We start from the raw sequence: 23,375 nt of genomic DNA on the forward strand, positions 1-23,375 counted from the left end.
ATTTATTTGTCCAATACCAACCCCTGCAGGCAATTGGCTTCACGCATTGCACCCTGCGCAAAGCCGATAGCATACTTGGGAAAGGTCCATCCTGATGCAGACGGCAAGGCGCAATGAGCCAAGAAAACGGGGAACTGCTTGTCGCTACTGATGCAGACAAGACAAAAGAAAAGCCTTTCGCGACATTGGTGACCGGCAGCGTTCTGGGGTTTCCGGCCCATGATGGCCGCGCGGGCGCGTTGGGAGAAGTGCATGCTCGACCCCATGCCCTCCTGGAAGCGCCGCGCCTCATCATCCAGCTCTCTTTCATGACCGAGGGCGGCTCTGCAGTGGATCAGGCGGTGCTGGCCGATCTGTCGCGCAGGCTCGGTGTCGCTCCGCCGCAGAAAAATGCGCGCCACCACACGATGAAGTGGGGCAAAGGCACGCTGCGCTGGGAGCGGCATACGGAATTTTCGAGCTATCAGTGGGATTGCCCCATATCCTCCCGGACTGGAAAACCGCTCGAAGAATCGCCCTTCGGCAACGGTTTCAGCCCGCCGGGTACTGCCATTTCCGGCACGCGTGTGGAGATCCGCAAATGGACGAGCACCACGGAGAAGCTGGTCGGCGCGTTCGATCCGGCAAGCCTTGGCTATTCGGTGGTGGAGGGCGGGCGCGCCGCGGTTGCCAGCGATTTCCGGCAGGATGGCGATGGGCTGACCCGCATTCTCATCCTTGAAAAGGATCTGGCGCCAGCCCGTATCGGCGCCCTTTCGCAACGCCTGATCGACATTGAGACCTACCGCACGCTTGCCATGCTGGGCCTGCCGCTGGCGCAATCGCTCTCGCCACGCTTGCGCCGCATGGAGGATCAGCTCGCAACCCTGACGGCGCGCATGCGTCAACGCGAGAAGCACGACAGTCACGCGCTTCTGAGCGAGCTGACGGAGCTTGCCGCCGATCTGGAGGCCGACGCCGCCGCCAGCCTCTATCGTTTTGGCGCAAGCCGCGCCTATCACGGCATTGTCGAAGAGCGGCTGGAAATGCTGAACGAGGCCCCCATGGCCGGTTATGAAACATGGGCTGCCTTCCTGCAGCGCCGCGTGGCACCTGCGATGCGCACCTGCCGCTCGGTGGAAGAGCGCCAGGCCAACCTATCGCGCAAGCTGACGCGCGCGGCAAACCTGCTGAGAAGCTGGGTGGATGTGGAAGTGGAGCGCCAGAACCGCGATCTGCTCGCCTCCATGAACCGTCGCGCACAACTGCAGCTTCGCCTGCAACAGACGGTCGAAGGCCTCTCGGTGGCCGCCATTTCCTATTATGTGGTGGGGCTTGTGGGCTATGTGGCGAAGGGTGCAAAACCCGCCCTTCCCGGCCTTTCGAGCGAGGTGATTACCGCGGCCGCCGTCCCCGTGGCCGTCTTGTGCATCTGGCTTCTGGTACGCCGCATCCGCCGGCACCATGCCCGCGAGGATGCGAATATCGGCGCCGAGGCGGATTGACGCAGGCACGGTTTCCAAGCAGCATTTACAGAACTGCGAATAAACTGGTAAATAGATTGAACCAGTAAGGAAGTTCTGATGTCCGGCCTGAAAATGCCGCAGGCCAATGCGGCAACCCTGAAGAAACGTGCGGAAATCGTCGCCGACATGCGCATCATCGTTCCCGGTGAAGGCGTGGTGGACACGGAAAACGAAATGCGCGCCTTTGAAAGCGACGGGCTCACCGCCTATCGCCAGATGCCGCTCGTGGTTGTGCTGCCGGAAACCACCGCGCAAGTGTCGCGCATTCTCAAATATTGTCATGAGCGCGACATTCGCGTCGTGCCGCGCGGCTCGGGCACATCACTTTCCGGCGGGGCACTGCCGCTTGAGGATGCGGTGCTTCTGGTGATGAGCCGTTTCAACCGCATTCTCGATATCGACTATCCAAACCGTGCTGTGGTTGCGCAGCCAGGCGTCACCAATCTGGGCATCACGCATGCAGTCGAGCAGGAGGGCTTTTATTATGCGCCCGATCCTTCCTCGCAGATCGCCTGTTCCATCGGCGGCAATGTGGCGGAAAATTCGGGCGGCGTGCACTGCCTGAAATACGGGCTGACGGCCAACAATGTCCTTGGCATCGAGATGGTGCTGATGAATGGCGACGTGATCCGGCTCGGCGGCAGGCATCTTGATGCAGAGGGTTATGATCTTCTGGGCCTGATGACCGGCTCGGAGGGCCTGCTTGGCGTCGTGACCGAGGTGACGGTGCGCATTCTGCAGAAGCCGGAGACGGCGCGCGCGCTTCTGATCGGCTTTCCATCAAGTGAACAGGCGGGCCAGTGCGTGGCCGAGATCATCGGCGCCGGGATCATTCCTGGCGGGATGGAGATGATGGACGGGCCGGCAATCCGGGCCGCGGAAGATTTTGTTCACGCCGGTTATCCGCTCGATGTGGAGGCTCTGCTGATCGTCGAGCTGGACGGACCGCAGGCCGAGGTCGACCATCTGATCGACCGGGTGGAAGCGATCGCGCGTCAGAACGGCGCCACCACCAGCCGCGCCTCGACATCGGATGAGGAACGCGCCGTGTTCTGGGCAGGACGCAAGGCCGCGTTCCCGGCGGTCGGACGCATCTCTCCCGATTATTACTGCATGGATGGCACGATTCCGCGCAAGCAATTGCCACGGGTTCTGGCAGGCATGCGCGCCCTGTCTGAAAAATACGGGCTGCGGGTTGCAAATGTGTTTCATGCCGGCGACGGCAATCTCCATCCGCTCATTCTTTACGATGCGAACAAGCCGGGCGAGCTGGAGAAGGCCGAGGATTTCGGCGCCGACATTCTGCGTCTGTGCGTGGAGGTGGGCGGCGTTCTGACCGGGGAGCATGGTGTGGGCGTGGAAAAGCGCGATCTGATGCCGGAAATGTTCACTGAAGACGATCTCAACCAACAGATCCGCGTGAAATGCGCTTTCGATCCGAACCATCTGCTCAATCCCGGCAAAGTGTTCCCGCAACTACACCGCTGCGCCGAACTTGGCCGGATGCACATTCATCGCGGACAGGTGCCCTTTCCTGAACTGGAGCGGTTTTGAGTGTGCTGTTCTCCCCTCTTTCCTGCCTGAGCTTTTGCATGAGTGATCCATCGTGACCGAATTCCTGCCGAAAAGCGCCGAAGAGGTTCTGGAGATCATCCAGTGGGCCGTTTCGGAGGAAGCGCCGCTCGAAATTATCGGCCACGGCTCCAAGCGCGGGATCGGTCAGCCTTTGCAGACCGAGCACACGCTCGATCTCTCGCAGCTTTCCGGCATCACGCTTTATGAGCCCGAAGAGCTGGTGCTTTCAGCGAAAGCCGGCACGCCCGTTGCCGAGATTGAGGCTGCACTGCGCGCGCACAATCAGGAGCTGGCCTTCGAGCCAATGGATTACGGCCCGTTGCTTGGCGTGGAACCAGGACGCGGCACGATGGGTGGGCTCCTTGCAGCCAATCTTGCCGGCCCGCGCCGGCTGAAAGCAGGCGCCGCGCGCGACCACGTGCTTGGGGTTCACGCGGTTTCTGGCCGGGGTGAAGGTTTCAAGTCGGGCGGGCGCGTGGTGAAGAACGTCACCGGCTATGACCTTTCCAAGGGGCTCGCCGGTTCATGGGGCACGCTCGCCGTGGCCACCGACATCACAATGAAAGTGCTGCCGGCAGCAGAAACCGAAACCACACTCTGCATTGCAGGGCTGGACGATGCCGCTGCAACGCTGGCCATGGCCATCGCCATGGGGTCGAGCGCCGAGGTCTCCGGTGCCGCTCACCTGCCCGAAGGCGTCGTGGGACGCTTCATCGAGGGCGGGTTTTCCGGTGGCGGGCAGACCGTTTTGCGTGTCGAGGGCTTTGGGCCTTCCGTCGCCTATCGGGTTGACCTGCTCTCGCGACTTCTGGGGCATCTCGGGAGTGTCGAAACCCTCGATGAAGCGCTTTCGCGCAGGCTGTGGCGTGAAATCCGCGACGGTCATCCCTTTGCCGACGGCTCACCAGCGCCGGTATGGCGCGTTTCAGTCGCGCCGTCGCGTGGGCACGAACTGGTGGATGCGTTTCGCCGCGCCGCCGGCGTCAATGTGTTCTACGACTGGCAGGGAGGGCTGATCTGGATGCGGATGGAAGCCGATCCCGAAGCGGAGATTCTGCGAAAATTGATCGCCCATCTTGGAGGCGGGCACGCGACACTGGTACGCGCGCCCCTTCCGGTGCGAGCGGCGACGCCCGTTTTCCAGCCGCTGCCCCCCGCTCTTGCAGCTCTTTCCGCCCGCCTGAAAGCGCAATTTGACCCCAAAGGGCTATTGAACCCTGCACGCATGGCATTCGCTTGAAGCCGTGATAGATTGCCGCCGGAACAACAGAGGGCAAATACATGACTGATATGCAGAACCAACCCGAAGAAGCACAAAAGACCGACGGCTGGCTCGAGCCTGGGCCGACCAACATTCAGGTTATCTACATCCTTTATCTGGTGAGTTTCGTTATCGGCATATCCGCTCTGGTGGGCATCGTTCTTGCCTATATGAACCGTGGCAAAGCGAGTGGTTGGCTCGAAACGCACTACACCTGGGCAATTCGCACGTTCTGGATCGGCCTGCTGCTCGGTTTCGTCTCTGCCCTGTTGATGATTGTCGGCATCGGCTTCCTGCTGATGATCGCCCTTGCGATCTGGGTCGTTGTGCGCTGCGTAATCGGCCTGCAGGCCGTTGGACGCAGAGAACCGATCAAGAATCCCCAAAGCTGGCTGATCTAGTAGCAGAGGCGCCGTGCAGACCAATTTCACTCCAGAGCAGCTTTCCGACCCGCAGATAGCGGAGGCGGAATCGATCTTGCGCAAATGCGTGCATTGCGGCTTCTGCACGGCCACCTGCCCGACCTATGTCACGCTCGGCAACGAGCTCGACAGCCCGCGCGGGCGCATTTACCTCATCAAGGACATGCTGGAGAATGGCAGACCGGCCGACCGGGAAATCGTTACCCATGTCGACCGCTGCCTGTCGTGCCTTGCCTGCATGACTACATGTCCTTCGGGCGTGAACTACATGCATCTCGTCGATCACGCCCGCGCGCATATCGAAAAAACTTATCACAGACCTCTTCTGGACAGGCTGACGCGCTTCGTGCTCGCGCAGGTCCTGCCTTATCCGGCACGCTTTCGAACTGCGTTGAAACTCGCACGCATCGGTCGCCCCTTCGCGGGCCTGTTCCGCAAAATTCCAGCCTTGCGTCCTGTGGCAGCCATGCTCGACCTCGCGCCGGCAACTCTGCCCCCGCGCTCAGAGCAACACAGTGCCTTTAGGGGTGAAAAGCAAGGTCGCGTCGCCATTCTGACGGGCTGTGCCCAATCCGTGCTCGATCCGGGCATCAATGCCGCCACGGTTCGGCTCCTGACACGGCTTGGAGTTGAAACCGTGCAGAACCCGACAGGTGAAGGCTGCTGCGGGGCACTGGTGCACCATATGGGCAAGGAAGATGCGGCTCTGGACGCGGCACGGCGCAATGTGGATGCCTGGACCCACGAAATCGAGGGTGGCGGGCTGGACGCCATCATCATCACCGCTTCGGGATGCGGCACGACGGTCAAGGATTATGGCCACATGCTGCGGCTTGATCCCGAATACGCCGAGAAGGCGGCCCGGGTGGCTGCACTTGCCAAGGACATCACTGAGTATCTCACAATGCTCGATCTGCCGGAGCCGGTTGTCGAGCCGGGCATCACCGTTGCCTACCACTCCGCCTGTTCGATGCAGCACGGACAGAAGATCAGCCGCGAGCCGCGCGAACTTCTGCGTAAGGCCGGTTTTGTGGTGCGTGAACCGCGTGAGGGGCATCTGTGCTGCGGTTCGGCCGGAACTTACAATATTCTTCAGCCGGAAATCGCAACACGCCTGCGCGACCGCAAGGTGAAAAACATCGAGGCCACGGAAGCAGCCGTCATCGCCACCGGCAACATCGGCTGCATAACTCAGATCGGCTCAGGTACGGACACCCCGATCGTGCATACGGTAGAGCTGCTTGACTGGGCTTTTGGTGGGCCGAAGCCTGCCGCTCTGCCCAAGACCCTGGAAACACGCAAACGGCAGGAATCGGCGATGGTTGCTGCAGAATGAGAAAAGGGCGATGCTCCCCCAAGCATCGCCCTTCTCCGTTTGCCCAGCGGTCCCCCTGCCGGGCATCCCCCGCTCATCCGGTCACTTCACCACCACTTTGGTGCCGACCGGGACGCGATTATAAAGATCAACCACATCTTCATTGCGCATACGGATGCATCCGGAAGACACCGCACGACCGATGGTCCAGGGCGCATTCGTGCCGTGGATACGGTAGAGTGTCGATCCAAGGTACAGCGCGCGCGCGCCAAGAGGATTGGCCGGACCACCCTCCATTTTTACCGGCAGGATGCGGCCCTTTGCTTTCTCGCGCTCGATCATTTCCTCAGGCGGGTGCCAGGCCGGCCATTTGCGCTTGTTGGTGATCTTTTCTTCCCCGCTCCAGCCAAAACCTTCCTTACCGACGCCGACACCGTAGCGCTTAGCCTTGCCGCCTTTCATCACCAGGAACAGGAAACGCTGCCGTGTATCGACAATAATTGTCCCAGGAGCCTGATCGGTCTCATAGTCAACGACCTGCGGGAGCCATTTTGGATCACTCATCCGCCAGGAGCGGTCGTTCAAAGGGAACGGCTCGGTTGCGCGTGGAATGAACGATGCCCTCTGTACAGGCTCTGCCTGTGGCGCTGGACGGGGCGGCATCTGATGACGCGGCCGATAGTCCCGACGCGCGCTGTTGCGTTCCCGCGCATTGCGGGCGCGTTGGTAGGCCCGGTATTCCGAAGGCTGTTCAGTGCGATGCTGCGCCACGACCGGCGCGCGGCGCAACTGCATCACCCAGGGAGCGGAAAGGTCAGGACTGACGAGAACCGGTGGTGGTTCCACATATCGATCCTGGGCCTGCGCCCCCCAGGAAGACAGCAGCGCGGTCACAATGCCGGCCGCAAACAACATCGACTTCATGATAAACTTCTCTCTACCATTCGTCACAGATCAAACAGACCAAACGTTCTCGAGATCGGATCAAGAACGGGTGGCGGCGAAGGGCAAACGCAGCCTAGGCGCCTGTCCGTGTCAGGATGCTGACTCCAAGCTGCAACCGAATGGTGAATCAGCATTCGTAAAATGCGATGTTTCAAAAAAACCATTTAGCGTGGTTACCGGTGCGTTCAAAAAGCTGGTGAACATATCGCTAAATCCGGCTGATTTCACATTAACCAAGGAAATTTGGACATATGAGCGAAGAAAAAACCGGACTGATCGTGGGCTCCGATGGAAAGACCCGCTGTTTCTGGCCTGGTGCCCTGCCGGATTATCTCGACTATCACGACGATGAATGGGGTCACCCGGTTTCCGACGATCACCGGCTTTTCGAGAAGATCTGCCTGGAGGGATTTCAGTCGGGGCTTTCCTGGTTGACCATCCTGCGCAAGCGAGAGAATTTTCGCGAGGCTTTCGACGGTTTTGATTTCGAGCGCGTGGCGCGATTTTCCGAAACGGATGTGGAGCGCCTACTCGGCAACGCGGGAATTGTGCGCCATGCGGGCAAAATTCGCTCCACCATCAACAACGCGCAACGCGCAATCGAATTGTGCGAACAGGAAGGATCGCTCGCGCGCTATTTCTGGCGCCACGAGCCGCAACCGCACGAGCGCCCGGATCCCGTCGACTACAAGACGCTGACGGCCAACCCGACCACCGCCATATCCACCCGCATTTCCAAAGACCTGAAGAAGCGGGGCTGGTCTTTCGTAGGGCCCACGACTGTCTATGCCTTCATGCAGGCAATGGGTCTCGTCAACGACCATATCGAGGGCTGCTGTTGCCGCGCCGAGGTTGAAACGAAGCGGCAGACTTTCATAAGACCGGCGTGACGCTGGAGCGTCTTTTCATCAACCTTGAGGGAAAATCGATCAGTGCGCCTGAAAATTGTGCGCTGTTCCCTGCACGAAAATCTTGACTCCGAAAAGGGCGCTTACTATCTCAAAGCCGCGTTAGCACTCTCCTCAAGTGAGTGCTAACGACAGGTCCGGCGCAAGCCGGACGGAGGAAAAGCCTAATTCATCATCCGAATCAAGGGTTCAGAGAACATGGCCAACACGAACTTTCGCCCGCTTCATGACCGTGTGGTCGTCCGCCGGGTCGAGTCTGAAGAAAAGACGGCAGGTGGCATCATCATTCCCGACACCGCCAAGGAGAAGCCGCAGGAAGGCGAAATCGTTGCAGTCGGTTCCGGCGCGCGCGACGAGGCAGGCAAGCTTGTCCCGCTGGACGTCAAGGCTGGCGACCGCGTGCTCTTCGGCAAGTGGTCGGGCACCGAAGTCAAGCTCAATGGTGAGGATCTCCTGATCATGAAGGAATCCGACATCATGGGCGTTATCGGCTGATCCACGCCACCACATCAAAACGGTAACAGAGTTTCTCGAAGAAGCTCAGGAGCTAGAGAAATATGGCTGCAAAAGACGTAAAATTCTCCCGCGACGCACGTGAGCGCATGCTCAAGGGTGTGAACATCCTCGCCGATGCGGTGAAGGTGACCCTCGGCCCGAAAGGCCGCAACGTCGTCATCGACAAGTCCTTCGGCGCACCGCGCATCACCAAGGACGGTGTGACGGTTGCCAAGGAAATCGAGCTTGAGGACAAGTTCGAAAACATGGGCGCACAGATGGTGCGTGAGGTCGCTTCCAAGACCAACGACATTGCCGGTGACGGCACCACCACCGCCACCGTTCTGGCACAGGCTATCGTTCAGGAAGGCGCCAAGGCAGTTGCCGCCGGCATGAACCCGATGGACCTGAAGCGCGGTATCGACAAGGCAGTTGCTGACGTCGTCGAGTACCTCGCCTCCTCCACCAAGAAGATCAACACCTCTGCAGAGGTTGCCCAGGTTGGCACCATCTCCGCCAATGGCGAGAAGGAAATCGGCGAGATGATCGCCGAAGCCATGCAGAAGGTCGGCAACGAGGGTGTCATCACCGTCGAGGAAGCCAAGACCGCCGAGACCGAGCTCGAAGTGGTCGAGGGCATGCAGTTCGACCGCGGCTACCTCTCCCCCTACTTCGTGACGAACCCGGAGAAGATGGTTGCCGAGCTCGAGGACGCATACATCCTGCTCCACGAGAAGAAGCTCTCCAACCTGCAGGCCATGCTGCCGGTTCTGGAATCGGTCGTTCAGTCCTCCAAGCCGCTCCTCATCATTGCCGAGGACGTGGAAGGTGAGGCTCTGGCCACGCTCGTCGTCAACAAGCTGCGCGGTGGTCTGAAGATCGCTGCCGTCAAGGCTCCGGGCTTCGGCGACCGCCGCAAGGCCATGCTCGAGGACATCGCGATCCTCACCGGCGGCCAGGTCATCTCCGAAGACCTCGGCATCAAGCTTGAGAATGTCACGCTCGACATGCTGGGCCGTGCCAAGAAGGTTGCGATCTCCAAGGAGAACACGACCATCGTCGACGGTGCCGGTCAGAAGTCCGAGATCGAGGGCCGCGTTGCCCAGATCAAGCAGCAGATCGAAGAGACCTCTTCCGATTACGACCGCGAGAAGCTGCAGGAGCGCCTTGCCAAGCTCGCTGGCGGCGTTGCCGTGATCCGCGTCGGTGGCTCCACCGAAGTGGAAGTGAAGGAGCGCAAGGACCGCGTCGACGACGCTCTGAACGCGACCCGCGCTGCTGTTGAAGAAGGCATCGTTCCTGGTGGTGGTACGGCTCTTCTGCGCGCTTCCGCCCAGATCAAGGCGAAGGGTGACAATGCCGATCAGGACGCCGGCATCAACATCATCCGCCGCGCCGTTCAGGCTCCGGTACGCCAGATCGCCACGAATGCTGGCGCCGAGGCTTCCATCGTTGCCGGCAAGATCCTCGAGAACGAGGGTGTCACCTTCGGCTACAACGCCCAGACCGGTGAGTATGGCGACATGATCGCCATGGGCATCGTCGACCCGATGAAGGTCGTGCGTACCGCGCTGCAGGATGCGGCTTCCGTTGCCGGCCTGCTCGTCACCACCGAAGCCATGGTCGCCGAGCTGCCGAAGAAGGACGCTCCGGCCGGTGCTCCCGACATGGGTGGCATGGGCGGTATGGGTGGCATGGGCTTCTAAGCCAGCCACACATCGCTTGAAAATTGAGGGCGCTCCTTTCGGGAGCGCCCTTTTTCATGGGTTGATATCCAGCCTCGTTACGGCACAGCCGCCAGAAGCAGAAAACAGAAGAACACGACGAGGTGCACAGCCCCCTGCATGATGGTGGTGCGCCCCGTGGCCAAGGTCAGCATGCCTACGAACAAAGACAGGACCAGCAATACAATGTGCTCCGGGTCGAGCCCAAGCGTGATCGGCTCGCCGAGGATAAGCGAGGCAATGGCGATCGTCGGGATCGAAAGACCAATGCTGGCCAACGCAGAACCGGTTGCCACATTCATGCTCGTTTGAAGCCTGTTCGATGCAGCAGCGCGCAGCGCCGTCACACCCTCAGGCAACAGCACCACGGCGGCAATGACCAGCCCGACAAAGGACTCTGCCAGTCCCAACGCCGATACCCCCTCCTCGATACCGGGAGCCAGGGCCTCGGCCAGAACAATGACCATCAACAGCGAAATGGCCAGCATCAGACCGGCCCAGGCGGTTTCTCCACCGCCAGGCTTTTGATGGGAAGCAGCGTCTGCCGTCGCAATGTCGAGAAAGTCACCCCGGTGTCGCACAGTCTGGACAAACAGAAACACGCCGTAGAGCGAAAGCGAGACGACCGTCACGAAGATCAGTTGCACAGTTGAATAATATGGCCCCTCAACCGCCAGGGTGAAATTGGGCAGAATCAGCGTCAGCGTTGCAAGCGTCCCGAGTACACTGAAAGCAGCCACGGCACCCTGGCTTTGAAAAGATTGCTGATGATGACGTAGCCCTCCGGCGAGCAGGCAAAGACCGACAACGCCGTTCAGAACCAGCATGACCGTGGAAAATACCGTGTCTCGTGCCACCGTCGGATCCCCTTCCGATGGCGAGAGCATCATCGAAATGATGAGGGAAGCCTCGATCACGGTGACGGCGATTGCGAGCAGGACCGAGCCGAAGGGCTGGCCTATACGCATGGATATCACCTCGGCGAAATGCACCGATGAAAACACGGTCGCCACGAGAAACAATCCGGCCAGCGCAGAAAAGAGCATGTCGGTTTCTTGTACGAGGCCGAAATGTTCTGCTGCGATCAACACTGCCGCGGCGAACGGGGGGCCTGCGGTCCGCATCGCCTGTGCTTTTGCCAAACCTTTGAACACGCTTACCCCCCGGAAATGCAGTTTTCGTCGAATGGTTGAACCGATGCCAGACGGCACTCCATGCCGCTTGTGATAATTCAATGCCGGAAAGAAGTGCAATGAACAGTTTTTCGCGCGTACCTGCGCGTCCAACGCCATGAGGCGCGACCTATTGCCAAATCCCTCCGCCCGCGCCATTAAACGGCAGCACTTTTCGGGCAGTAGATGCAAGCCTTTTACAAGCCACCTAACCGCCCGATGCGCGAAATGACAATGGAGCACGATCGCATGTCCAAGACCCGCACCGAGACAGACACATTCGGCCCTCTGGAAGTCGCCGCCGACCGCTATTGGGGCGCGCAGACACAACGGTCTCTGGGCAATTTCAAGATCGGTACAGAGAAGATGCCTATCCCCCTGGTGCGCGCGCTCGGCATCGTCAAGCAGGCCGCGGCAGAGACGAACCTCGAAAATGGGAAGCTCGATCAGAAGATTGGCGAAGCCATGATTGAGGCGGCCAAGGAAGTCGTTGCCGGAAAGCTCGACGATCACTTTCCGCTGTCCGTCTGGCAGACCGGTTCCGGCACCCAGTCCAACATGAACGTCAATGAGGTAATTTCCAATCGCGCCATCGAAATTCTGGGCGGAGAGATGGGTTCCAAGAAGCCGGTCCACCCGAATGATCATGTCAATATGGGGCAGTCCTCGAACGACACTTTCCCTACCGCCATGCATATCGCCGCCGGCCGCGAGGCGGCAGAAGAGCTTCTGCCGGCGCTGCAATATCTGATCGAAGCGCTCGAAGAGAAAGTCCAGGCTTTCGACGGTATCGTCAAGATCGGCCGCACCCACACGCAGGATGCCACCCCGCTCACGCTGGGGCAGGAATTTTCAGGCTATGTTGCGGCCCTCAAACTGGGCGCCCGGCGCATAGAGGAGAGCCTCAATGATGTCTACGCGCTGGCACAGGGCGGCACCGCGGTCGGGACGGGCCTCAACGCGCCGGTCGGTTTCGACAGGGCGTTCGCAGCCAAGGTCGCGACCATTACCGGCCTCCCCTTCCGCACCGCCGAAAACAAGTTCGAGGCGCTTGCAAGCCATGGCGCGCTGAACGCCTTCCACGGAATGCTGAACGCACTCGCCGCCGATCTCTTCAAGATCGCCAACGACATCCGCTTCCTTGGCTCCGGCCCGCGCTCGGGCCTTGGCGAACTGAAGCTGCCGGAAAACGAGCCGGGTTCTTCCATCATGCCGGGTAAGGTGAATCCGACGCAGGCTGAGGCGCTGACCATGGTGGCCACCCAGGTTATGGGCAACCAGACGACCGTCAGCATCGCCGCCAGCCAGGGCCACTTCGAGCTCAACGTGTTCAAGCCGGTTGTGGCCGATGCCGTTCTGCAGTCGATCCGCATCCTCACCGATGCGATGCGCTCCTTCGCCGACAATTGCGTCAAGGGCATCGAAGCCGACGAGACCCGCATCGCCGACCTGATGCAGCGCTCGCTCATGCTGGTGACCGCGCTCGCGCCGGCAATCGGCTATGACAACGCGGCGGCCATCGCCAAGGCCGCACACAAGAACGGCACCACGCTGCGCGAGGAAGCACTCAAGAGCGGCCTGGTTTCCGAAGAAGAGTATGACCGGCTTGTGCGTCCGGAAAAAATGATCGCTCCGGCCTGATCATCAAGCCTCATGAACCATACCGGTCTGAAGCCAGCCTGGCTTCAGACTCCCTGCTCCACCTTATTGTCGTCCATTTTGAGAACACAGCGTAACCGACGGGCCAGTTTTTCTACACAATCCGCTGACGTATAACCCTGACCGAAGTCATTTAACTCTCACAGGAAACCCCAGCAATGTCCCAGAGTGCACTCGTTCTTATTGGCCGGATTCTGATTGCGGTCATCTTCATCGTCTCCGGTTTCGGAAAGATCACAAATATCGGTGGTACAGCAGGCTATTTTGGCAGCATGGGCTTGCCGATGCCCATGATCACCGCGTGGGTCGTCGCACTGCTTGAACTCGTCGGAGGGCTTGCCATCGTCGTCGGGTTTCAAACGCGCATCGCGGCCATCCTCCTCGCGCTGTTCAGCGTCGCTTCCGGCGTCATCGCTCATTTCGATTTTGCAGATCAGATGCAGAGCATCATGTTCATGAAAAATCTTTCTATGGCCGGCGGCCTTCTCGTGCTTGCTGCTTTCGGGCCAGGAGCGCTCTCTCTGGAACGTGCCAAAGTCTGACACGCGCCTCACGACGACAGAGAGCCCGGCACAAGCCGGGCTTTTTTTGTATCCCACAATCCAGGAGGGCTTCACAGATCGGTGAGGTGGGCGTGGCCTGACCTCAAAAGGCAGTGAGACCGTGCTTCTTTCGTTGCACCGGCGGGTCTTAACGCGCATTTACGGGCCGCGACCCGGCAATAGTGGACTTTTGGTCGCGAAGACCTGAAAGATGACGCGGATGCAAACGCTCGAAAACAACGGTGCCAAAACCACCACCCGCTCGCCTGGGAAGCGTTTCCTCCCGCTGATCGTCCTGCTTGCAGGCCTTACGATTGGATATCTGCTTGGGTTACATCAGTATTTTTCCCTGGAGTTTCTCTCCCAGAGCCGCGGCACCTTAAGAAGCTTCGTTGCGGAGAATCCAATCCTTGCTCCTATCGCATTCAGTGTTCTGTATGCTCTTGCCGTCGCCTTTTCCTTTCCCGCCGCATCCGTACTGACGCTTTTTGCTGGCTTCCTTTTCGGGTGGCTTCTTGGCGGAATCCTCGTGGCTGTTGCAGCCACTGCCGGTGCTTCGGCCGTCTTTCTGGCCGCCCGGGGCGCACTTTCGGATGTTTTGACGCAGAAGATCGGCGGACGCGTGTCGCGTATGGCGAAAGGGTTCGAGGAGGATGCCTTCAACTATCTCCTGGTGCTGCGGCTCGCCCCCATTTTCCCCTTCTGGGTCGTCAACATCGCGCCGGCACTGTTCAATGTACCGTTGCGCACCTATGCAACAGCCACCTTTCTGGGCATTTTACCAGGCACCTTTGCCTATGCTTATCTGGGCCATGGGCTGGACAGCGTTCTGGTTGCTGCTTCTGAAGCGGGCCGCGAGGTGGCGCTGGCCGATCTGGTGACGCCCCAACTCACCCTGGCTTTCGCCGCCCTGGCGCTTGTGGCGGTGGTTCCAGTCGCTGTGAAGAAGCTACGCCGCACGCCCGACGCCTGATTTTCGAACAAACAAGAGATTGCCTGTATGACACTTTTCACTCCCGACATTTGCGTCATTGGGGCAGGCTCCGGCGGCCTGAGCGTCGCAGCCGCCGCGGCCGCCTTCGGTGTTTCCGTCGTGCTGGTCGAGCGCGGCAAGATGGGCGGCGACTGCCTCAATTACGGTTGCGTGCCCTCCAAGGCGCTGATCGCCGCCGGCAAGCAAGCCCACCTGATGAAAAGCGGTGAGCCCTTCGGCATCGCTCCGGTCGAAGCAGAGGTCAATTACCGAAAGGTTATGAACCATGTTGAGGCGACCATCGCCGCTATAGCACCCAATGATTCGGTCGAACGCTTTACCGCGCTTGGCGTGCAGGTCATCCAGGAAGAAGCACGTTTCAAGGATCATCGGACGGTGATTGCCGGCGATCACGAAATCCGCGCCCGCCGCTTTGTCATAGCGACCGGGTCATCGCCGCTCATCCCGCCGATACCTGGCCTTGAGGATGTACCATTCCTCACCAATGAAACAATTTTTTCCCAGACCCGCAAACCCGCTCATCTGATCGTGGTCGGCGGCGGCCCAATCGGCATGGAACTGGCGCAGGCGCACCGTCGCCTGGGCTGCGAGGTGACGGTTGTGGAAGCGCTCGCCGCCCTGGGCAAAGACGACCCCGAACTGACCGCCGTGGCGCTGCGAAACATTCGCTCCGACGGGGTGAATGTGCTCGAGCACACAAAGGTAACACGGGTGGAAAAGCGTGGCCGTGCAGGCGTGCGTGTTCACGTGGAAGACGCCGAAGGGACCCGCAGCATCGAGGGCTCCCACCTTCTGATCGCCACGGGCCGCACGCCCAATACCGCATCGCTGGAGCTCGACAGGGCCGGAATCCAGCACGACCGGCGCGGCATCAAGGTTTCCGACAAGCTGCGTACCAGCAATCGACGCGTCTACGCGATTGGTGACGTGGCCGGCGGTCTTCAGTTTACCCATGTGGCCGGCTATCACGCCGGACTGGTGATCCGCGCCCTGCTCTTTCGTCTCCCTGCGCGCGAGAACCGCGCCATCATACCCTGGGCCACCTACACCGACCCCGAGATCGCTCACGTGGGACTGACTGAGGATGACGCACGCAAAAGCCACCGCAAGATCAGCATTCTGCGCTGGCCGTACTCGGAGAACGATCGCGCCCAGGCAGAACGAAAGACAGAGGGTCTGATCAAGCTTGTCACCGATCGAAAAGGCCGCATTCTCGGCGCATCCATCGTGGGCGCCCATGCTGGCGAAATGATCAATTTCTGGGCGCTTGCGATCTCCCGAAAACTCGGTGTGCGTGATATCGCCGGGTACGTGGCGCCCTACCCGACCATGACCGAGATTGGCAAACGGGCCGCGATCACGTATTTCACGGAAGCGACACGCAAGCCTCTGGTCCGCGCGGTGGTGCGGTTTCTGCGCCGTTTCGGCTAATGCATGCTTTGGGCTGCGTGAGAACAACAGCCGGAAGCGGCCCCGGATAACGCTGAACGATGGCAGAAAAAATAGCGGGCGACATCAGCGAACAAGCGCATGAGACGGGCTCCGTTCCGCTCACGCGCGGACTTTCGACCAAGCTTCTGCTCCTGACCGTCCTTTTTGTGATGATCGCCGAAGTGCTGATTTTCATTCCTTCGGTGGCCAACTTTGGCATGCAGTGGATGCAACAGCGGCTGGAAAACGCAGCCGCTGTCAGCATCATACTCATGGAAGGGGAGGACGAGGCCCTTGCGCCCGATATCCGTGACGAACTCCTGATGGCTACGGGCGTGAAGGCGATTGCGGTGCGCGATGCCGACGTCTCGCGGATTCTGGTCGTTACCGACATGCCCCCCGAGGTGGACGAGCACATCGACCTCGACGCAATAACGCCGCCTGCCGCCATTGCCCAAACCTTCTCCACCCTATTCTTCGGCGGTGACCGCGTTTTCCGCATTTTTGGAAGGGTGGGCGACACGGGCAAGATTTTTGAGATCCTGATACCTGATACAGGTCTCAGGAACGCGATGCTGACCTATGCGCGCAATGTCGCGTTTCTCTCGCTGATCATTTCACTCTTCACCGCGACGCTGGTCTTCTATGCCATAAACCGGATCATGATCCGCCCTATCCGCGGCATGACACAGTCCATGCTGTCTTTCGCCGCCAATCCTGACGATCCGCGCCGCGTTATCAGGCCAGAGGTGCGCGGCGACGAAATCGGCGTGGCCGAGCGTGAGCTCGCACGCATGCAGACGGCGCTGCAGAAAACACTGGGTGAGCAAAAACGCCTGGCCGACCTGGGGCTCGCCGTTTCCAAAATCAACCATGACATGCGCAACATGCTGGCTTCCGCGCATCTCATCTCCGACAGGTTGAGCACGATCGACGATCCGACCGTAAAAACCCTCACACCGCGCCTGTTGCGTACACTGGACCGGGCCGTGACCTATTCCGAAGGCGTTCTGAACTACGGTCGCACCCAGGAGGCGCCGCCCAGCCGCCGCCGGTTGCGCCTGCACGCTCTTGTCGAAGAGGTGCGCAATGTTCTGCCGCTTGAAGCCGAAAGCCAGATCGAATTTGCCAATTCGGTAAGTCCGGATTTCGAGGTCAGCGCCGATTCGGAGCATCTTTTCCGCGTGCTTTCAAACCTGTGCAGGAATGCCGTTCAGGCAATGTCTGGAGACAATGACCCATCTGTGGTCAAGCGCCTGACGATCTCTGCCGAACGCTCGGATCGCGCCACGCGCATATATGTGAGCGACACCGGGCCGGGCCTGCCGCAGAAGGCCCGAGAAAACCTGTTTGCCCCCTTTCGCGGGTCTGCCAAAAGCGGCGGAACGGGGCTTGGCCTGGCGATTGCCCAGGAGCTTGTGCGGGCCCATGGCGGGGCATTGGAACTGGTGGAAAGCATTGGGGGGCATACGCTTTTCGCCATCAGCATTCCCGAAGAACCGACTTCGAGCTGAGCCATCGGCAGTGTGGCAGGGCAGTCTGTGCAGATATCGAGAAAATTCCTTCAATAGCGCTTGCAATTCTGCGCCGCACTCGCTAGTTAACCGCGGTCGGCGGCGGCGATGACCGCTTCGACGGTCGCCGAGGCGGCCACGCGCCCGTAGCTCAGCTGGATAGAGCACCAGACTACGAATCTGGGGGTCAGAGGTTCGAATCCTTTCGGGCGCGCCATTTTTCACACCTGCCTGCCGATCCTGTTTTATTCGCTGTCGCGATTTCGTGCTGCTTGAGATGGCAGCCTGCGCATTGGCAACATTGCCCTTTCCACGGCGCAATGCCCGTAAAACTCCGCTTCTTCTGACGAAGTGTTTGTCCAAGACAAGCCGCACGCAACCGCGCGCGGTGGCTTGCCCACTTCTCTGGGCAAGAGGCTTACTTGTTCATAAGCCGACCTGAATGTTTGTTTGGCCCGTAGGCGATAACCGTATCGTCTCCGAAAATCTAATCAGTTTTGCGTTCCTTGTGCTGTCTGTTCGAGCCAAAGCCATCGGCCTTTGCAGAACGTGCCAGCGATTGCGGCGCGCTTCTTTCGCGTTCCAACGGCGGCATCCAGTTTCTGGACTTGTCTGTCGTCTGCTGAAGGACCGGCTGGCGCTCCTGTTGCGTACACGACGAAGACACAGATGGGGGAGAGCCGCATGCATCGGCTTCAGCCGAGCCCACGGCTCTTCAAACTTGCGAAAAGCGAGAGATAATGTTGCAGAATTACCAAGCTGAAAACTACAGGAACGGGGTCTCGAAACAGGAAGGAAAGGAGGAGCCACAGGTTGCATCACCAGGGGAAGGCGGAACCAGTGAAGAGAAAGCCGCTGTCCTGGAAGCGCTTCTTCAGAATTCGGAGTTCCGGGCATCTGACCGCAACAGGCGCTTCCTGCGCTTTGTGGTGGAGGAAACGCTCGCAGGGCGCGCTGATCGAATCAAGGCGTTTACAATTGCTGTAGACGTTTTCGGCAGGGATGCCAGTTTCGATGCGACAGTGGATCCGATTGTCCGGATCGCTGCGGGACAATTGCGCAAATCTCTGCGAGATTATTATGAAGGGCCCGGCAGGGCGGATCCGGTCCATATATCCATACCTCTGGGCGCCTATGTTCCCATCTTCGAGAAACGCGGCCCAACGAATCTGTTCGCGGCACTTGCCTCGCGGCATTTCCCGAGCCGGCGCGTCTGGGCCGCCGGTGCAGGCCTGGTCACCGCTGTTGCCCTGTTGTTGTCAGTGACGACACCGCTGTGGCTGGACGTACCAACCGGTGCCAATCGCGGGACTGCGGCCGTGCTGGTGCTCGACACAGCAAGAACCAGTCAAGTGACTGCTGATGCCAATCAATTCGCAGAAATGCTCAATGATGCGCTTTGGCTGAACGTCGGCCGGGAACGGGCCATCCGTTCCGTCGGTGTGCGTCCGCATGAGCAACTCGAAACCGTCGTATCCCGGGTCAAGGCCATGTACGGGCCGGAGAGTGAGGTGTTCGAACTGCTAACCAGCGTTCAGGTGGAAGCGGATGAGGTGCGTGTGTATTGGCACTTGCTTAATTCCGCTTCTCGCGAGGTCCAGGTCTCTTCCCTGGTGAAAGAGGCTTTCAGCCCAGCAGCGAAAGCGGCACTTGCAGAGACGACCGCAGCCAGGGTCGCCGCCGCACTGTTCGGCTATGAAGGGGCCCTCGCCCAATACCAGGCAGATGCCACGGTGGCAGCAAACAGCACCGAAGACTGACCCGCTCGGTCACAAGAAGGAATGCGGTCGCGCCACGTAAGAAGCGCGACCGCATTTTTTTTCCGGCGTCCTTCCCGAGCAATCAATGCGCAAGACAGACGGTAGAGCCATGGGTCACAGGCAGCATGGCGCTACCCGATTTTAGAACCTCACGGACAGATGAAAAACCTGGCGCCTGCGTCTCAGCGTTTCAAGCTGAAAAAGCGCAGTTTCCTGCGTGAGGTCCCGCCAAAAAAAGGGTGGTTTCTCTTGCATTCCTGGAGGATATCCAGATCCACGGCCCCCTGCCGCACCAACATGATATCCACTTCCGCACTCGTGTATCCGAGCTCGGCCATCTCGTCGAGCAGAAGAAGAATGGTGTCGGGGTCGATCAAAGGTTCTGCGGGCACGGCTATTCCGGTGAGTTCGGCACGTCACGCAAAACACTCGGGCCAATTGCAGGGAGGGTCCCAAAGCCTCACCTGCACTTCCAGGAAGTGAGGCAAGGCTTTGGGAGAAAGCCGACCCGGGGGGCGGGAGGGCCGGCTTTGGCGGTCGCTCCACAGAGGCGTGAAGCGAATTCCTGTTCTTCGCGTTACGGTGGGGGCGCGGTTGCGCCGGCATGAGGAGCCGGCATGAATGTGTTTTGATGAGAGAGCATCATTTGCCCCGTCCGCTTGATTTCGTCTTATGGTTGTAGTTTTGACGAAACTGCACTTATGAGGAAATTAGAAAGCGCATTTTTTCGTTCTGCGGGGCGTTTTTTACGGTGCATTCGCCGATTGACAGCCAAGTGGCCGCAAGCCATAAACTTGCGTCTATTTTGAGAAACAAATGTTCTGATCGCGAATGGTTCTGAACAGGAATTCAGGGGGAGGAAAATGGACACATTCCTGAGCGGCCTTAAAGCGGCCGTCGATACGCTTGGCGCAACGGTTCTGTTGCCCATCGTCATTTTTGTCATTGCCGCAGTGCTGGGGGCCAAGATCGGCAAGGCATTCCGAGCCGCCGTCACCATCGGCGTGGCTTTCATCGGCATCAATCTGGTTCTTGGCCTGATGCTCGGATCCATCGGCGACGTGGCGCAGGCCATCGTCACCAACACGGGCATTCAGCGCGACATCGTCGATGTGGGCTGGCCTTCAGCCGCCGCGATCGCTTTCGGCTCTTCGGTAGGCCTGTGGGTGATCCCGATCGGCATTGCCGTCAACATTGCGCTTCTTCTGACGCGCATGACCCGCACGCTCAATGTCGACGTGTGGAATTTCTGGCACTTTGCCTTTATCGGCTCGCTTGCCGTCGCTGCCACGGGCAGCCTTGCCTACGGCCTCGTTGTTGCGGCGCTGATGGCGGCGCTTTCGCTGCTGTTTGCTGACTGGTCGGCCCGTGCCGTGCAGAAGTTCTATGGCATTCCGGGCGTTTCGGTTCCGCATCTGGCGTCTGCTCAGATCCTGCCGATCGCCATCGTGATCAACTGGATCATCGAGCGCATTCCCGGTGTCAACAAGGTGAACATCTCGACGGAAACCATCGAGCGCCGCTTCGGCGTCTTCGGTGAACCGGTCGTGCTCGGCCTGATCATCGGTCTCGTGCTGGGTGTCGTTGCCTATTATAACGCCGGCGATTTCGGCGTGGTCCTGTCAAAGGTTCTGCAGACGGGCATGACGCTTGCAGCCGTGATGCTGCTTCTGCCGCGCATGGTGAAAATCCTCATGGAAGGCCTGCTTCCCGTTTCGGAAGCGGCACAGGAATTCGTGCGCAAGCGTACCGGTGACCGGGAGCTTCTGGTTGGCCTCGATTCGGCCATCCTGATCGGTCACCCGGCCGCGATCTCCGCATCGCTCATCCTCGTGCCGATCGCCATCATCCTGTCGATCGTCCTGCCGGGCAACCGCGTGATCCTGTTTGCTGATCTGGCGGTTATTCCCTTCATCGTCGCCATGACGGCGCCGCTTCTGCGCGGCAACGTGTTCCGCATGGTGATCGTGGGCACGGTGACACTTGCCGCCGGCTTCTATGTGGCAAACGCGCTTGCGCCTTTGTTCACCAGCGCTGCCGTGGATTCGGGCTTCGAGATGCCTGAGAACGCGGTTCAGATCACCTCGGTGGTCGACGGCTTCCTGTGGATTTCCTACGTGGTTATCGCAGCAATCCGGAACCTGGGCGCTGCCGGGCTGGGTGTGCTTGCCGCCATCATCGCGGCCTGCTTCTGGCTCTATCGCCGCAACACGCTGGCCTGGGAACGGGCAGCCGGTGCGGAAGACGACGAAACCACTGCACAACAAGGCTGAATAGGTTAGTGAATGGCTGAAGCCCTTATGAACCACATCGATCCCGAGGCGATTGTCCTCGGGGTCGATACCGATAGCCGTGAGGCTGTCATCCGGTTGCTTGCCGGCAAGCTCAAGGATGCTGGCTATGTGAAAGACAGCTTTGCCGATGCGGTTCTCGCCCGCGAGGCCACGATGCCGACCGGCCTGCCGCTCGGCCATGCGGTCAACGTCGCGGTACCGCACACGGATCCGGAGCATGTCGTGAAGCCAGGCATCGCGCTTGCCACGCTCAAGAAGCCGGTGACCTTCGCAAATATGGAAGACCCGGATGAGGCAGTGGAAGTCGGGCTCGTCTTCCTGATGGCGCTCAATGACAAGGACCGTCAGATCGAAATGCTGCAGGAAATCATGGCGACCATCCAAAGCGAGGAAGCCATTTCCGGCCTCATGAAGGCATCGTCGCTTGATGATGTCGCTGCGGTTCTGAAATAATGCCCAATTGATCGGGAGAGACCCATGAGCAAGAAGACCGTCCTGTTTGCCTGCGGCACCGGCATTGCCACCTCGACAGTGGTGGCCAACGCGGTAACCGAGGCCATGAAGGAACGCGGCATCACCATCGATTCACGTCAGTGCAAGGCCACGGAAGTGCGCTCCGAGCTGAATGGCGTGGATCTGATCGTTTCGACCACGCAGCTGCCATCGGATCTCGGCGTGCCGTCCATCGTGACGCTCGCCTTTCTGACCGGCATGGGCAAGGCCGAAGCACTCGACAAGATCGAGGCGGAACTGCGCAAGTAGAACCCGGCTTGCCACACGGCAATATCAAGGCCCGCTGCCGGACCGGCAGCGGGCCTTTTCATTCGCCCACAAGCGCCTCATCGGCATTGCTCGAAGGCGCGCGTGCCAGTTTTTCAATTGCGGCGACCGCCAGCTCGGTTGCATGGACATCCGGCTTGTGTCCGAGGCCGTTCACGGCGATCAGCTCGGCTTGAGGCAACTCTCGGGCAAGACGCTGCGAATGAAGCTCCGGCGAGACAACATCATCCCTCGTGCCGGTGATGATGACTGAGGGTGTCCCTATGGTCCTGTAACGGTGATGGGTGCGTTCCGTCCACGCCAGAAGCGCACTGATCTCGCGCGCATTGTGCCGAAAGGCTGCAGGCGCGACAGCCTCGACAGCGCGCGTTGCCTTCAGATAATCACTCGGCATCGGATCCGGGGAGAAGACACCTTGAGCTGCAGCTCTCATCGCAAGGCGCCCTGCCCACGGTACGACAAGTCGGCAGAACAAGGCTCCCAGAATCCGGGCCCGTGCTGTGCGGTAATACCAGGCGATTCCCCCAGGCCAGGGATAGAGAGCAGGCGCGAGAAACAGGGTGCCGATAACGCGTTCGGGGTGATCAAGTGCCATGGCGGCGGCAACCGCGCCGCCATATGAGTGGCCGACAAGAATGGCCCTGTCGATGCCCCGCAGCGCCATCAACCTTGCGATCGCATGGCCCTGAGCATCGGGAAGAATGTTTGCATCCGGCCCGTGATCGGACAGGCCGTGGCCAGGCCGGTCCACGAAGAGGAGATGCGCCCGCCCTTCCAGGGTCGAACGAAAAGCATAAAGCGGATCAAGCAGACTGGTGCTTGCACCATGGATGAAAACGAGCGGGGGGAGATCCGGCCGGTCAGCAAGCAGCCGAAGACTGTTCAGACAGAAGCCGCCGACATCGATACGTCTTCCACGCCCGGTATCCGATCCTTCCCCGCCTCCGACAAGCGGAGAGCCTGGATCGCGCACGCGAGTCGGGCCTGGCTGGTCTCGCAAACTCACGGCCATCTGGTCCTTGCTTTTTACCATGACCGCGCAACAGGGCAGTCCTGTGCTGCGTAGCAGCTCCTCCACG

The 23,375-nt window shown here is 59.9% G+C and carries 21 protein-coding genes and 1 tRNA gene; 18 read left to right on the forward strand and 4 right to left on the reverse strand.

What is annotated here, in order from left to right; all coding sequences use genetic code 11:
- Window positions 1–113: 113 nt before the first annotated feature.
- The 5 genes from H7H48_RS05900 (at window position 114) to glcF (ending at window position 6,099) form a co-directional block, all read left to right on the forward strand.
- Window positions 114–1,484 carry a DUF3422 family protein gene (locus H7H48_RS05900; protein ID WP_229447848.1) on the forward strand — a complete coding sequence of 457 codons (1,371 nt, stop codon included), beginning with the start codon at window positions 114–116 and terminating at the stop codon, window positions 1,482–1,484.
- Window positions 1,485–1,562: 78 nt separating this feature from the next.
- Window positions 1,563–3,059 (forward strand): FAD-linked oxidase C-terminal domain-containing protein, encoded by a 1,497-nt coding sequence (locus H7H48_RS05905; RefSeq protein ID WP_229447849.1) that lies wholly within the window; start codon window positions 1,563–1,565, stop codon window positions 3,057–3,059.
- Window positions 3,060–3,111: 52 nt separating this feature from the next.
- Window positions 3,112–4,320 carry an FAD-binding protein gene (locus H7H48_RS05910; protein ID WP_229447850.1) on the forward strand — a complete coding sequence of 403 codons (1,209 nt, stop codon included), beginning with the start codon at window positions 3,112–3,114 and terminating at the stop codon, window positions 4,318–4,320.
- 41 nt (window positions 4,321–4,361) lie between these two features.
- Window positions 4,362–4,742 (forward strand): hypothetical protein, encoded by a 381-nt coding sequence (locus tag H7H48_RS05915; protein ID WP_229447851.1) that lies wholly within the window; start codon window positions 4,362–4,364, stop codon window positions 4,740–4,742.
- A 13-nt stretch (window positions 4,743–4,755) separates the two neighbouring features.
- Entirely contained in the window at window positions 4,756–6,099 is a 1,344-nt protein-coding gene (glcF, locus tag H7H48_RS05920; RefSeq protein WP_229447852.1) for a glycolate oxidase subunit GlcF, read from the forward strand.
- Between the two features lie 81 nt (window positions 6,100–6,180).
- Here the strand turns inward: glcF and H7H48_RS05925 are convergent, their stop codons facing one another.
- The gene (locus H7H48_RS05925; protein WP_229447853.1) at window positions 6,181–7,002 is read right to left on the reverse strand and encodes a L,D-transpeptidase; all 822 of its coding nucleotides are present in this window, start codon (window positions 7,000–7,002) and stop codon (window positions 6,181–6,183) included.
- 272 nt (window positions 7,003–7,274) lie between these two features.
- Here H7H48_RS05925 and H7H48_RS05930 point away from each other — a divergent pair, with 272 nt between their 5' ends.
- The 3 genes from H7H48_RS05930 (at window position 7,275) to groL (ending at window position 10,132) form a co-directional block, all read left to right on the forward strand.
- Window positions 7,275–7,913, forward strand: coding sequence for a DNA-3-methyladenine glycosylase I (locus H7H48_RS05930; protein WP_229447854.1), 639 nt, complete (start codon window positions 7,275–7,277; stop codon window positions 7,911–7,913).
- Window positions 7,914–8,129: 216 nt separating this feature from the next.
- Window positions 8,130–8,426, forward strand: a complete 297-nt coding sequence (groES, locus tag H7H48_RS05935) for a co-chaperone GroES (RefSeq protein ID WP_007009707.1) — start codon at window positions 8,130–8,132, stop codon at window positions 8,424–8,426.
- 62 nt (window positions 8,427–8,488) lie between these two features.
- Window positions 8,489–10,132, forward strand: coding sequence for a chaperonin GroEL (gene groL, locus H7H48_RS05940; protein ID WP_229447855.1), 1,644 nt, complete (start codon window positions 8,489–8,491; stop codon window positions 10,130–10,132).
- 77 nt (window positions 10,133–10,209) lie between these two features.
- On the opposite strand, the gene H7H48_RS05945 is transcribed toward groL, so the two are convergent.
- Window positions 10,210–11,274 carry a calcium:proton antiporter gene (locus H7H48_RS05945; protein WP_370633327.1) on the reverse strand — a complete coding sequence of 355 codons (1,065 nt, stop codon included), beginning with the start codon at window positions 11,272–11,274 and terminating at the stop codon, window positions 10,210–10,212.
- Between the two features lie 297 nt (window positions 11,275–11,571).
- Between H7H48_RS05945 and fumC the strand changes: the two genes are divergently transcribed.
- The 7 genes from fumC (at window position 11,572) to H7H48_RS05980 (ending at window position 19,222) form a co-directional block, all read left to right on the forward strand.
- Entirely contained in the window at window positions 11,572–12,963 is a 1,392-nt protein-coding gene (gene fumC / locus H7H48_RS05950; protein ID WP_229447857.1) for a class II fumarate hydratase, read from the forward strand.
- Window positions 12,964–13,139: 176 nt separating this feature from the next.
- Window positions 13,140–13,523, forward strand: a complete 384-nt coding sequence (locus H7H48_RS05955) for a DoxX family protein (protein WP_229447858.1) — start codon at window positions 13,140–13,142, stop codon at window positions 13,521–13,523.
- A gap of 211 nt (window positions 13,524–13,734) precedes the next feature.
- Entirely contained in the window at window positions 13,735–14,496 is a 762-nt protein-coding gene (locus H7H48_RS05960) for a TVP38/TMEM64 family protein (protein WP_229447859.1), read from the forward strand.
- Window positions 14,497–14,523: 27 nt separating this feature from the next.
- Window positions 14,524–15,948, forward strand: coding sequence for an NAD(P)/FAD-dependent oxidoreductase (locus tag H7H48_RS05965; protein ID WP_229447860.1), 1,425 nt, complete (start codon window positions 14,524–14,526; stop codon window positions 15,946–15,948).
- A gap of 59 nt (window positions 15,949–16,007) precedes the next feature.
- Window positions 16,008–17,462 (forward strand): HAMP domain-containing sensor histidine kinase, encoded by a 1,455-nt coding sequence (locus H7H48_RS05970; RefSeq protein ID WP_229447861.1) that lies wholly within the window; start codon window positions 16,008–16,010, stop codon window positions 17,460–17,462.
- Between the two features lie 140 nt (window positions 17,463–17,602).
- Window positions 17,603–17,679 (forward strand) — tRNA-Arg (locus H7H48_RS05975).
- A 523-nt stretch (window positions 17,680–18,202) separates the two neighbouring features.
- The gene (locus tag H7H48_RS05980) at window positions 18,203–19,222 is read left to right on the forward strand and encodes a hypothetical protein (protein WP_229447862.1); all 1,020 of its coding nucleotides are present in this window, start codon (window positions 18,203–18,205) and stop codon (window positions 19,220–19,222) included.
- 182 nt (window positions 19,223–19,404) lie between these two features.
- Here the strand turns inward: H7H48_RS05980 and H7H48_RS05985 are convergent, their stop codons facing one another.
- Entirely contained in the window at window positions 19,405–19,614 is a 210-nt protein-coding gene (locus H7H48_RS05985; RefSeq protein ID WP_229447863.1) for a hypothetical protein, read from the reverse strand.
- A gap of 471 nt (window positions 19,615–20,085) precedes the next feature.
- Between H7H48_RS05985 and H7H48_RS05990 the strand changes: the two genes are divergently transcribed.
- From H7H48_RS05990 to H7H48_RS06000, 3 genes are read left to right on the forward strand one after another with little or no spacing between them, the layout of a single operon-like run.
- Window positions 20,086–21,495 (forward strand): PTS galactitol transporter subunit IIC, encoded by a 1,410-nt coding sequence (locus H7H48_RS05990; protein ID WP_229447864.1) that lies wholly within the window; start codon window positions 20,086–20,088, stop codon window positions 21,493–21,495.
- 12 nt (window positions 21,496–21,507) lie between these two features.
- Window positions 21,508–21,969: a PTS sugar transporter subunit IIA gene (locus H7H48_RS05995; RefSeq protein WP_229447865.1), complete on the forward strand. Its 462-nt coding sequence runs from the start codon at window positions 21,508–21,510 to the stop codon at window positions 21,967–21,969.
- A 24-nt stretch (window positions 21,970–21,993) separates the two neighbouring features.
- A complete protein-coding gene (locus H7H48_RS06000) occupies window positions 21,994–22,278 on the forward strand; it encodes a PTS sugar transporter subunit IIB (RefSeq protein WP_007008973.1) in 285 nt (94 codons plus the stop codon).
- Between the two features lie 58 nt (window positions 22,279–22,336).
- On the opposite strand, the gene H7H48_RS06005 is transcribed toward H7H48_RS06000, so the two are convergent.
- Complete coding sequence (locus H7H48_RS06005) at window positions 22,337–23,308, reverse strand: alpha/beta fold hydrolase (RefSeq protein WP_229447866.1); 972 nt, start codon at window positions 23,306–23,308, stop codon at window positions 22,337–22,339.
- Window positions 23,309–23,375: the final 67 nt, after the last annotated feature.

Origin of the sequence: Nitratireductor sp. B36 (assembly GCF_020833685.1) — a bacterium.
GTDB lineage: Bacteria > Pseudomonadota > Alphaproteobacteria > Rhizobiales > Rhizobiaceae > Nitratireductor.